The organism is Pollutimonas rozaliensis (genome assembly GCF_048751585.1).
Lineage (GTDB): Bacteria > Pseudomonadota > Gammaproteobacteria > Burkholderiales > Burkholderiaceae_B.
On sequence record NZ_JAZHOB010000013.1, the window covers coordinates 64,879 to 76,103 of the forward strand.

Sequence of the window (11,225 nt, forward strand, 5' to 3'; positions counted from 1 at the left end):
GCTCTCGGCTATTCATACCGGAACCTTCTGGCGATTATGCCCGCGCATCAAGCCAGTCTTCTATGGCTTTTCTCTTGTATCAGCTATGCTTTCATGGCCTAGCCATATCGGCGCGATTCAATGGACATCCAGGTGCAAAGGCACGGGAGCCAGGCGTGCCGCCTCGTGCAATACAGGCCGAATCTGCGCAAGCACAGCCCGGCCTTCACGGGTAAGCGGCCGATTCAAAGAGGTAGTGATCATCAACCGAGTCTCCAGCTTGGGAGAGACAAGGCGCGTAGCCTTCAAGGTTCCCGACTTGACCTCGACGGCGACGGCGGGCATGGCCAGCACGGTATGTGCAATACCGGCCAACACCACCTCTTTCATCAGAGTTAGCGTATCAAGCTCGTACTGGACATCGAACGTTCCCTTTACCTTGTTCATGCCCTGGTCCAGAGTGCGCCGCAGCCCGTGAGACCGGCTGGGCAATGCCATCGGAAGTCCTTCAAGCTCCGCCAGGGAAACGCTCTCGCGTCCTTCCAGGCCAGCCTCGGCGATCAGCCGTGGGTGCGACACCAGGAACAGGCGCGCCGTTGCGAGGGGATCGACCGCGATATGCTGCGACCGCCTGGCATCATGCAAGATGGCAATATCCAATCGGCCATCGACCATCCACTCATGCACGTAGCCGCTATAGCCGGTCAGAAAGTTCAACCGTATTCCGGGAGCAATCGAACGCAGTTTTTGCAACAGCGGCAAGCCGATCAGGGACATCACCGTCGGCGTCAACCCCACCGTGATCGAGCCGCAAAGAGGCCGTTCGGCGGCGCCCAAGCCATCCGCGGCTTCGGCAAGCTGTTTCAACAAAGGCCGGATTCGCTCCGCGAACAGCTCGCCTTCCGGCGTAAGCGTCACGCCGCGGCCGTGGCGGTAGAACAGCTTGGCGCCGCAATCCTCTTCGAGCCGCTGCACCTGGCGTCCCAGGGCGGGCTGCGCCACGCCGATGATGCTGGACGCGCGCGAGAAACTGCCGTGGTCGGCGACCAAAAGGAAATATTCAAGACGCTTCAGATCCACATGCCACCTTTCGAAAGAGTGCTTGCCGCTATTGTCGGAAATAGCCACTTATACAACGACAAGGCACGCCGAAAAAGTATAGCTGCTATACCAGCACCACCATTGCCGGCATAGCTGGTCTTGCTCACAATGCTTGAATCACTATGCGGCTTTCGCCACTTTCAGACTATGCATGACATGACTCTTCCAACCAGCCACCCCTCCGCCAATCCGACTTCGGCCCACGCCCTGCTCGGCATATTCGCCGCCAACGGCATCGACAGGGTCTTTTTGGTGCCCGGCGAAAGCTATCTGGGGGTACTGGATGCGCTCATCGACTTTCCATCCATCGATCCCGTCGTTTGCCGGCATGAAAGCGGCGCCGGCTATATGGCCGTTGCCGACGGCCGCCTGACGGGCAGGCCGGGCGTGGCCATGGTCAGCCGGGGACCCGGCGCGAGCAATGCCGCAATCGCGGTCCACACCGCGCAGCAGGATGCCGTGCCGATGATATTGCTGGTCGGGCAGATTCCCAAGCGCGACCTGCGCAAAGAAGCATTCCAGGAAATCGATTATCACGGCATGTTCGGCTCCATTGCGAAATGGGTATGCGAGCCGACTGATCCGCAGCAACTGGCCGAAGCCGCCTTCAAGGCCATCCGATTGGCAAGTTCGGGCACGCCCGGTCCCGTGGTGATCGTGATACCTGAAGACATACAGCAGCAAGAGGCGCCACAGCCGAAGTGGATTTATACGCCGCACGCCCAATCACTACCTGCCGACGCCGTCTTGCAGGCCTTGCGCGAACAGCTGCGGCAAGCTCGCCGGCCCCTGATCATTGCGGGCGGTATGTTCGAGGCGCCCGGCGGACGCGAAGCGCTCAAGACCTTTGCCGAAGAATGGAATATTCCCGTCGCCGTCTCGTTTCGCCGGCACGATGTCTATCCGGCCACATTGCCGCTATACGCCGGCGAGCTGGGCTTGGCGCCTTCGGCGGATCAAATGGAGGCGTTCCGGCAAAGCGATCTGATTCTCGCCTTGGGAACGCGCCTGGGAGACATCCCCACCCAGGGGTATACATTCCCATCCCTGCCTCGCCCGCAACAAACATTGGTTCACTGCTATCCGGACGACCACATCGTAGGGCTGCACTATGCCGCCGATCACGGCCTGGTGTGCAGCCCCGTGGAACTGGCAAAGGCGCTATCGACCGCGTCGGCGCTAGCCCATCCGCAGGAACGCCGGCAATGGATCGACAAGCTGGCGAAGGCGCATGCCCGGCACGCATCGTGGCCCAACCGCCCCACCGCCGAAGGGCTGGATTTCAGTAGAGTCGTACGCAGCCTGTCCGATCAAGCGCCCGATGATGCCGTAATTTGCCTGGACGCGGGCACATTCGCCGCGCCGGTATACCGCCATTTCAAATTCCGCGCACAGCAGCGCCTGCTTTCGCCCTTGTCCGGCGCCATGGGATATGGCACGCCAAGCGCCGTGGCGCATGCCTTGCGGTACCGGAACGCCAAAACCATCTGTCTTGTGGGCGATGGAGGCTTCATGATGACGGGCAACGAAATGATCGCGGCCGTACAACACCGACTGCCGATTCTGTTCATATTGTCGAACAACAATTGCTATGCATCGATAAGAATCAATCAAGAACGTGAATATCCCGGCCGGGTAAGCGGCACATCACTGTTCAACCCCGACTTTTGCCAGATGGCGCAGGCTTTCGGGATGCGGACCCTGCATCTTGATAGCACCGAGGACATCGACACGATGATCGCCGATGGCTTGGCGGCCGACGAGCCCGTGTTCATCGAGGTCAAGACCGATCTGGCCGCGGTGCTGTCTGGGTAGCGCGAGGCTTGCGCTTCATCCGGCTGACGGCGGCGTAGGATTTCGAAATTTCCGGGCCAGTTCAATAAAAGTCCAAATCGCTGTTTTGGTATTGTCTTGTCGCACCAAAGCGTAGACGTCGGTGCTGAGCGGTATGTTATTGAGAGGCCGCGTAATCAATCCTGTGACGCGACGCGTTGCTGATATGGGCACCACGGCAATGCCCAGACCCGCCTCCACGAGATAAAGCTGCGCGGGCACCTCTTCCACGACCTGTGAGCGTCGAAGATCAATCCCGACCTGCGTACAAAGCAAATGAAAGCTTGCCGCAAACGATGAGCTATCCCGCTCGAGCAGGACCAGGCGTTGGCCGACCAGGTCTTCCATTTGAAGCTGACTTCGTTCAGCCAACGGATGCGACGCCAGCATGGCTAGGACGGGGGGATCTTCCCATAGAAGAAAGCTTTTCAGCAGACTGTCCGCCGTACGGGAACGGCCAATGCTGATGTCGATCGTGCGATCCAGCAAGGCCTGGACCTGGTCGCTTGGCCGCATTTCGTTTAGCACCAGGTGTATCCCCGGGGCCAGCATGTTGCACTGAGCGATCAACTGCGGCACAGGTCCCAGAAAATGCGAACCCGAAAGGCCGACCTCGATGATGCCTTCCATTCCTTGTTCGATGGATCGAGCTCTTGCCGTGGCACGGCTCAGTCTAGCCAGGATGGCTTTGACCTCATAGAGATAAATGCGGCCGGCTTCGGTCAGTTCCACACGACGGCTCGTCCGATTGAAGAGCCGTACCGCCAGCTCCTCTTCAAGCAAGGCTATCTGCTTACTGAGCGGCGGCTGCGAAATGTGAAGCCGCCGCGCCGCCCGGGTGAAGCTTAGTTCTTCGGCCAAGGCCACAAAATACTTCAGCTGATTGATATTCAAGGCACGGCTCTCCCGCGGACGCGACAAAACCGCCATGTTTTACTATCGGACCAGCCAGAGCGCAATGGCGGGGAACATCGAAAGAATGACGATACAAAGCAGCTGTACCAGCACGAAAGGCAAGGCGCCACGAATGATTTCCCCCAATGTGATCTGCGGCGCTATGCCTTTGATCACATACAAGTTCAAACCCACTGGCGGCGTGATCACGGCCATTTCACACGCGATGATCATGATGACGCCAAACCAGATGGGGTCATAGCCTGCCGCAACGATGATCGGCAGCAAGATCGGCGTGGTGATCAAGATGACTGAAACAATGTCCAGAAACATGCCGATGGTGATCAGGAACAACAGGGATATCGCGAATGTCACCCAGCCAGGCTGATTGAGTTCACCGACCAGGCCAACGATTCTTTGGGGAATCATCAAGCGTGTCATGATGTACCCAAAAAGCAAGGCGGCCACCAGTATAAGGAGGATCATGCCCGACGTAACGATAGTTGAGCGCAGGATCTGGATCACCAGCTTCACGTTCAATTCGCGCATGAAGCCTGCAATGAGGAAGGCGCCCAGCGCGCCAATGCCGGATGCTTCCGTAGGCGTGGCGATGCCAAAGTAAATAGTGCCCAGGACGGCAAGAATCATGAGGCAAGCCGGCCAAATATATTTCAATGCTGCCCAGCGTTCTGCGAAGGATATCCGGTTAGCTTCGCGCGGCGCCATATGAGGCTTGAACTTGATAAGCACATACAGATAGGCCATCATCAGTCCGGTCAACAGCAATCCGGGGAAAATGGCGGCGGTAAAAAGCTTGCCGATGGATTGATCCGCCATCTCGCCGTAAAGCACGAAGCCGATGCTTGGCGGAATCAGCAAGGCCAGCGAGCCTGCCGCCGCTACCGATCCGCCCGCCAAACCAGGGTCGTAATTCCGCTTCAGCATTTCCGGGATGGCGAACCTCCCAATGGTGGCGGCGCCCGCCACGCTTACGCCGCTCATGGCGCCAAAAACCGCCGAGCTGCCCACGCTGGCAATAGCCAACCCGCCGGGCAAGCGATTCAGCCATACATAGAACAGGTTATAGAGCTTTCCACCGATACTCGTGCGAGCCATGACCTCGCCCATCAAGATAAAGAGCGGAATACAGATCAAAGAATAGCTTGCCAGGCCGCGATGCAATATGGACGGAATGACATTCAGTGCATTCATGCCTCCTTGCATGAACATACCCAGGAGGCTGGCGACCCCTAACGCCGCAAAAATCGGAGTGCCTACAGCCATGAGGCCCCCGAACATCAATAGAATCAGCGTGAAAATAGTTGTCGAGTCCAATCAGATCTCCCTTTCCACGTCAGAGGGCGGTGTGGGTTTGACCCGAAACTTGGTTAGGGCTATCAATGCCAGCAACGCGGCTCCTATGGGGATGAAACTATAGGGAATCCACAATGGCACCTTTAGCAACGAGGGCGACTTATACGCCTTCTCGATCGCCGTCTGGACTACATTGCAGCCGGCCCAGACCAGCACCAAGGAGAACAACAGGACCGTGGCCTGGCTGATCCAATGCGCGATTTTTTTTGCCTTGCCAGTCAGCTTCGCCTGGGCGAACTCCACCGATACATGGCGGTCTTCGTAGTGCACCCAACCAATCGAAAGCCAGGCAATAGCTACCAGCAGATAGGTGCTCACTTCCACGGCGTACAGGCTGGGCGAATTGAACAAATAGCGGGCAATCGCGGCATAAACCGTTATGCCAGTCAGCGCTACAAGCAAAATTTCGGCGATATGCACCGCCGCCCTGCTGATTACGACAGGGACTCTTGAAATACTCATGCATTACTCCAAGCCCCGGAAGATGACATCCCCGGGACATATAGAAATAAAGAACGGAAGGCCTTTATGCCGATTTCAAAAGCCCGAACAACTCTGACGACGTACAGACCTGGGCATACTTGGACGCCATATCCACCAAATTGCTGTCATGCTGCGCCTTGGAGCGATCGGCGACACAATCCGCCGGAACAAACGGAGAGAATCCGTTCTGCATGGCATCCACCACGCTGGCTCTTACGCAGCCGCTCGTGGTACAACCAGTAACAATGAGGGAATCGCACCGATGGGCGCTCAGCAGGCTTGCCAGACTGGTGCCATGGAAAGCCGAGGCCTGCGTTTTCTTGATGATGAGGTCATTTTCCGGGTCGAAGTCGATGCGTGGATCAATTTCACACGCCGCGCTTCCATCATCCAGCGTGGCCAACGCAGGACATTTCATCAGGAAAGGCCCTGCCTCGATCCTGGCATTACGATATGCCACCACCGTATGGATGATGGGCCCTTTGCCCCGAAACGCGCGGATCAGCACATTCAACGATTCAATGGGTTGGTCGCAATTGGCTGCTAGCGGCGTCAAGCCCGGTTCCGTGAAACCCCGTTGAAAATCAACAACGAGGAGCACAGGACGTGAGCCGAAACTCAACGACCCGTAGAACCCCCCTGCGGAATTTGCAGTGTCTTTTTGCATGGTCAGGCCTACCTTGTCAGACGCACGGCGCGCGGGCCGTGCCGGAAACAACAGACGATCTATTTCTTAATTGGGACTTGCGGTTTCCGCCACCATTTTGAGATACGCCTGGCCATTTGGCACCTGAGCGGCCCATTCGGTAATGGCTTGTGACGTCTTCGCCTTCATCTCTTCGCGTGCTTCAGGCGAAATGCGATGGATCTTCATGCCGTTGTCTTCAAACTTCTTGAGCGCAACCTTGACGTATTCGTCTACGCGGCGGAACTGGTCAGCATCACGCTCCTTGGCGCTTTCCACCAGGATGTCCTGAAGGTCCTTCGGCAATGCGTCGAATTTCGATTTATTGATGACGAGAATAGAAGTATCTACCGCCAGATTGACCAGCGACAAGTGTTTAACCACTTCATACAGGCTGCGACCCATGCCGGTAATCAGGGGCCGCGGCGTGGCATTGATGACACCGCGATCAAAGGAAAGGTAGAGGTCGGATGAGGACATACCGGTGGGCGATCCGCCCAATAGCTGAACCGCGCGCGCGTCGGTGGCGCTGGTGGTGGCCCACACTTTTCCTTTGAAATCATCGGCTTTCAGCACGGGATCAGTGCGGGAATAGAGTTCGTACGGATCGAACGGCGCCACGCCCAGGATCACTGCGTTATGTTGAGAGGCCAACTCTTCCTTGATGCCCAGGTCCAGCAAACCTTTTTCAACCGCGCGCCGCAAATGCGGCATATCGTTCAAAAGGAAAGGCAGAGTAAAGATATTGAGCGCGGGAATGGACCCTCCCGCATATGAACCCGAAAAGTTCGTGATATCAATGTCGCCGCGGCTCAGTGCCGCAAGCTCTTCGTAGCCGTCGAACAACTGGCCCGAGTGGAAAATATTGATCTTGAGACGCCCCTGGCTCTTTTCCTCCGCCCGTTTGGCGAACGACTCCAGCGGCTTAAAGATGTACTCGTAAGAGGGTGGCAAATACGTTGAAATTGATAATTCGTATTTTTCGGCCGCGCTCGCGCCAGATGCCGCGACGAGACCCAAAGCGATTACTAACGTTTGAAAAGCCCGCATCATTGTCTTCTCCATTTGACACCTCTTTGGGTGGGATTTATTGCGTAGAACTATGGATAAGTCCCATCTATGACGATTATGCTTAGGCTGATCTATACAATCCAATACTTTAAAAGACTAGAATAATTCCAATAGGATATAGATTTTCCGCAATGGCAGCCGCGTGATTTATCGCGAGACATACGCTTTTAGGCGCCGGCGACGGCATAAATAATATCGGCTGCTCTTGTGGCCATGAGACCAGGCGGTCAATCCCAATCGCCGCCAATTCTGATGACCGGGTCGATAATGATGGCGGGCCTGCCGGATCGATACACCGGCTCGCGCTCATAGTACCTGCGTTCCGGCGCCTCGCACTTACGCTCTTCCTTGTACTCCCCATCTTTCTTGTATTCGCGCTTTACCTTGCAATGCCCATCCCAATATTCCTCTTTGAATTCCCGCTCGCTTCGATACCCGTGGCCGCTTTCGTCCTTCCAGGAATCCGCGCCAGCCGTGAATGGCGCGGCAAGCAAGGCACCAGTGATTAACAGTTGCCGCATTTTCATAGAATCGTCCTATCAGTACATTGTGCCAAGTGTACATAGTCGGCGCCTGGTATTCATGATGCGCTTGTGACCAGATGCTTCCTGATTCGCGGGGAATATGGCGATCAAAAAAAACCGCCTCGTAAAAGGCGGCCGGGCCAATTTTGTTGTGGGATCATTTTTACAATGGCTTCACAGGCATATCGGAGTGCATGCCATCCGTACATGCGATCACCCTTGCCAAACCGGCGATTTTGGTGGCCCGGCTAAAAGCGCGTCTGCACGCCCATCATGAAGATCTCTCGCTGATTGTCATTGAACGCCACGTTGGAGCGATTTCGGGCATGCATATACTGCGTTCTAATCACCAGATTGCGGCCGACCCACTGGCTTACGTCCCATAGCGCCGTCAAGCCGACGGTGTGCTGGCGGTCGTCGCGAGCGTCGGGAAAGAAAGCCATCCCCCGGTCGTAGGTGACATTGGTGTAGCGGTAGTTGGCGATAAATTCCAAGTTGTGGCGCGGCTGCCAAACGGCATACACCGACGGACCATTCATCCGCCGCGAGAACACGTCCTCACTCGCTTGTTCGCGCTGCAGCACATACTCGGCCCCAAAATTCCAATTGGGAATCAGCTGGGTGTTGACGCCCAGCCCAGCATGCACGCCGTGCGCATCGCGCCGCCTGTCCACCTTTACCTTGCGATCGAAATAACCGCCGCTGAAAGTCAGGTTTACCTTGGGCATGATCGTCTTGGATACCCGACCCACCACGCCGGTATTCGATTCCTGTAGGCGACTGTCCTGACGCAGATAGCGGACACTGGGTTGTATGCTGGCCGATATGCCATGCAGGCGATTGCGGTAGATCAGCGCCGTGGCCAGCGTCAGGCTGTCATTGGTGAAATTGGCATTGTCGAAATAATCGGTGCGCGATGCCCCGCCCTGGAACAACAGCGAGAAACTGGGGCTAAGCCGATGGGCATAGCTGCCGCTAATGCTGGTATTGGCGCCCCAGGACGACTTGGGCATGGCATCGGGCACCAGGCGGAACTGTATCGGCGTAGTACCCACCACTGCGGGAACGATGTCCGACGTGGGGCCGCCATTGATGTTGGTGTCATGGGTAAGCCCGGCAAACAATTCTATGGCCCATGGCTTGCTCGCCGCGCCGGCGATCAGCGCGGCTGGATCGTTGGCGCCCAGCCGTTCGGCCAGGTTCTGCATGATGGGCGAGGCTTCATTGGACGGGCCTACGCGGGCTGCGTCCGCAAACAGCGGTGCCGCAAGCGTCGGTTGCCCAGCTTTGATATACAGGGCGGCCAGCTCAGCGCGAGGCCGCGTGGCGTTGGGCAGCAAGGCGATCACCTGGCGGTAGTAGGCGATGGCCTCTTCGGTATTGCCCAAGGCTTGCGAACAGCGCGCCAGCAGGTACAGGCTATCGGCATCCGTTGCCGTCGTTGTGCCGCTTGCACTTTTTAGTATGCGGCAGGCGACGTCGGGCCGGTTCTCTTCCAGCATCAGTTGCGCCAGGGCATTGCGCTTGGCTGCCGCCTTGTATTGACTGCCGGTAGCGGCGGCAGCCTGTGCACCGTTTTGAGCGGTAGCGAAGCTTGCCGAGAAGGTCGCCGACATGACGAGCGCCGCAAGCGTCGATAGCGACGCGGTGACGCGCCGGTTCCAGTGTCTGGTTTGCATGGTAATGGCCGGTGCTGTTAGCGTTTGCCGTTGAAGCTGCCGTTAGCCGGCCGCCCCGAGTCGGTATTGAATTCCCATGATCCGCCCACTTCTTCGGCATTCGGCCCGTAGAACTTGCCTGCCAGGTCGCCGTCGACGATGGGATCCATGTTGTTGCTGGGGCCGTAGTCCCCCGTCACAGTGCCCGTTTTAAGGATGTCGCCGACATTCTGGAAGAGCGCGAAGTCCACATAACCCATCGCATTATCAAAAAGAATCCGGGCATCCATGCCTCCGGACGATGCGGAGTTGGCGAAGTCCACGTTCATCGTCAAAGCTCCTCCGACCACAGCGCCGTCGATAAACGCGCCGTCCGCCCGACCAATGTAGGTGGCATTCAGGTTTCCCAACACAGAGAGGTCGGGTGTAATGAACCCCGCATCGAAGTAGGGATACATCGCGCCCGCATCGGGTGTACCGGGTGCACTGGGTACACCCGGTACATCAGGCGCATTGGGCGAATCGGCAGCTGCCAATGCAACGGATTGCAGTACCAATTTATCGATAAGCACTTCATTGGCAATCTGATCACCGGGAACAAGATTGTCGGTCACGCCATATGGTTCATCTTTACCCGGTACGATCGCGCTTTGGCCGCCTTGCGTGTCGGCTTGCTCCGTGTTCGGTGTCAGCATGCTGACAAGATCCTGGCTTGTCACTTCGTTTTGCGGGTTGACGTCATCAGGATCGACCATGCCCTGGTCCAGCGTCTCTTCGCCCAGGATGGAGGCCGACGCCGCAAAGGCCGCGCCAACCAGATCCTGACGGATGGCCAGCTGCGTGTAATCAACAGACGGTGGAATAAGCCCTGCCGCCACCGCCGCCGCGACATAGCCCTGTGCCCAGCCGCTTGCCCCTCCCACCTGCGCGTCTGTGTTCACTTCGAGCCCCAGCGCCGTCACTAGCACCTTTGCCAGTTGCTCCAAGCTGACGTTGGACGCTTGGTCTGGTGAAAAGGTAGCATCAGCCTCCCCCACGATTCCGACCATATATCCTGCAGTCAACTCTGAAGTAGAAACGTCGGTAAATGCTGTTCCAGCGGGCGGCTTGTCTTGCGGATCCAGACCCATAATCAACGCGGCGACCCGCGCAAACTGGGCGCGATTCATGGCTTGATCGAGATCGGCGGAACCATTCCCCGCAGCCTCGAAGATGCCCGCCGCTTGAAGCGCGTTGAATTTATCCTGAGCGCTTAACTCCTGACCATGGGCGAAGCTTAGGCACATGCTTGATAGAAGCAGTGCCGCTGCGTACTTTAATATTGTTTTCACAGTGTCCCCGGGCGAGCGTATTAATTAGAGTTACATTTGCTCGCGAATTTATCCATTTGTAATGTGTTGCAGTCTAAGGGGAGAAGCTGGTAAGAGCAAGCAACAAATGTCAATTTTCGTAATTATTTGGATGTTGCATTGGGTGCCAAAACTGATCCAAGGCAAGCGCCGGGAAGTTCTCGAATAAGGCTTCGCTGCGGTTGAAACGATGTGATGGCTCTCCATCATAAACGGGGGACAAGCGGCATTCATTAAACTTGTTTTTGCGAAGAACGAGCTTAATGGAGCGAAT

Annotated in this window: 11 protein-coding genes; 1 reads left to right on the forward strand and 10 read right to left on the reverse strand. The window is 56.9% G+C overall.

The genetic code is table 11. From position 1 onward, the window contains the following. Nucleotides 1-117: 117 nt before the first annotated feature. On the reverse strand, nt 118-1,059 hold the full coding sequence (locus V0R37_RS21310; RefSeq protein ID WP_420376428.1) for a LysR family transcriptional regulator: 942 nt from the start codon (nt 1,057-1,059) through the stop codon (nt 118-120). A 177-nt stretch (nt 1,060-1,236) separates the two neighbouring features. Here V0R37_RS21310 and V0R37_RS21315 point away from each other — a divergent pair, with 177 nt between their 5' ends. Then, nucleotides 1,237-2,895 carry a thiamine pyrophosphate-dependent enzyme gene (locus V0R37_RS21315; RefSeq protein ID WP_420376429.1) on the forward strand — a complete coding sequence of 553 codons (1,659 nt, stop codon included), beginning with the start codon at nt 1,237-1,239 and terminating at the stop codon, nt 2,893-2,895. A 15-nt stretch (nt 2,896-2,910) separates the two neighbouring features. Here the strand turns inward: V0R37_RS21315 and V0R37_RS21320 are convergent, their stop codons facing one another. The 9 genes from V0R37_RS21320 to V0R37_RS21360 all read right to left on the reverse strand — a co-directional run. Further along, nucleotides 2,911-3,807 carry a LysR family transcriptional regulator gene (locus V0R37_RS21320; RefSeq protein ID WP_420376430.1) on the reverse strand — a complete coding sequence of 299 codons (897 nt, stop codon included), beginning with the start codon at nt 3,805-3,807 and terminating at the stop codon, nt 2,911-2,913. A 42-nt stretch (nt 3,808-3,849) separates the two neighbouring features. Further along, nucleotides 3,850-5,142 (reverse strand): TRAP transporter large permease, encoded by a 1,293-nt coding sequence (locus tag V0R37_RS21325; protein WP_420376431.1) that lies wholly within the window; start codon nt 5,140-5,142, stop codon nt 3,850-3,852. Then, nucleotides 5,143-5,643 carry a TRAP transporter small permease gene (locus tag V0R37_RS21330; protein ID WP_420376432.1) on the reverse strand — a complete coding sequence of 167 codons (501 nt, stop codon included), beginning with the start codon at nt 5,641-5,643 and terminating at the stop codon, nt 5,143-5,145. It abuts the gene before it with no gap. A gap of 64 nt (nt 5,644-5,707) precedes the next feature. Further along, nucleotides 5,708-6,331 (reverse strand): isochorismatase family protein, encoded by a 624-nt coding sequence (locus V0R37_RS21335; protein WP_420376433.1) that lies wholly within the window; start codon nt 6,329-6,331, stop codon nt 5,708-5,710. A gap of 66 nt (nt 6,332-6,397) precedes the next feature. Beyond that, a complete protein-coding gene (gene dctP / locus V0R37_RS21340; RefSeq protein ID WP_420376434.1) occupies nt 6,398-7,414 on the reverse strand; it encodes a TRAP transporter substrate-binding protein DctP in 1,017 nt (338 codons plus the stop codon). A gap of 233 nt (nt 7,415-7,647) precedes the next feature. After that, nucleotides 7,648-7,947 carry a hypothetical protein gene (locus tag V0R37_RS21345; protein WP_420376435.1) on the reverse strand — a complete coding sequence of 100 codons (300 nt, stop codon included), beginning with the start codon at nt 7,945-7,947 and terminating at the stop codon, nt 7,648-7,650. 245 nt (nt 7,948-8,192) lie between these two features. Further along, the gene (locus V0R37_RS21350) at nt 8,193-9,623 is read right to left on the reverse strand and encodes a surface lipoprotein assembly modifier (protein ID WP_420376436.1); all 1,431 of its coding nucleotides are present in this window, start codon (nt 9,621-9,623) and stop codon (nt 8,193-8,195) included. 17 nt (nt 9,624-9,640) lie between these two features. After that, a complete protein-coding gene (locus V0R37_RS21355; RefSeq protein ID WP_420376437.1) occupies nt 9,641-10,933 on the reverse strand; it encodes a HupA family protein in 1,293 nt (430 codons plus the stop codon). Nucleotides 10,934-11,042: 109 nt separating this feature from the next. Continuing rightward, nucleotides 11,043-11,225: hypothetical protein (locus tag V0R37_RS21360; protein ID WP_420376438.1), on the reverse strand; the 183-nt coding region annotated here is incomplete at its 5' end.

Coding starts and splice junctions, on each gene's coding strand:
- V0R37_RS21350 (WP_420376436.1), bottom strand. CDS start 9,623: ATGCAAACCAGACACTGGAACCGGCGCGTCACCGCGTCGCTATCGACG.
- dctP (WP_420376434.1), bottom strand. CDS start 7,414: ATGGAGAAGACAATGATGCGGGCTTTTCAAACGTTAGTAATCGCTTTG.
- V0R37_RS21315 (WP_420376429.1), top strand. CDS start 1,237: ATGACTCTTCCAACCAGCCACCCCTCCGCCAATCCGACTTCGGCCCAC.
- V0R37_RS21345 (WP_420376435.1), bottom strand. CDS start 7,947: ATGAAAATGCGGCAACTGTTAATCACTGGTGCCTTGCTTGCCGCGCCA.
- V0R37_RS21335 (WP_420376433.1), bottom strand. CDS start 6,331: ATGCAAAAAGACACTGCAAATTCCGCAGGGGGGTTCTACGGGTCGTTG.
- V0R37_RS21330 (WP_420376432.1), bottom strand. CDS start 5,643: ATGAGTATTTCAAGAGTCCCTGTCGTAATCAGCAGGGCGGCGGTGCAT.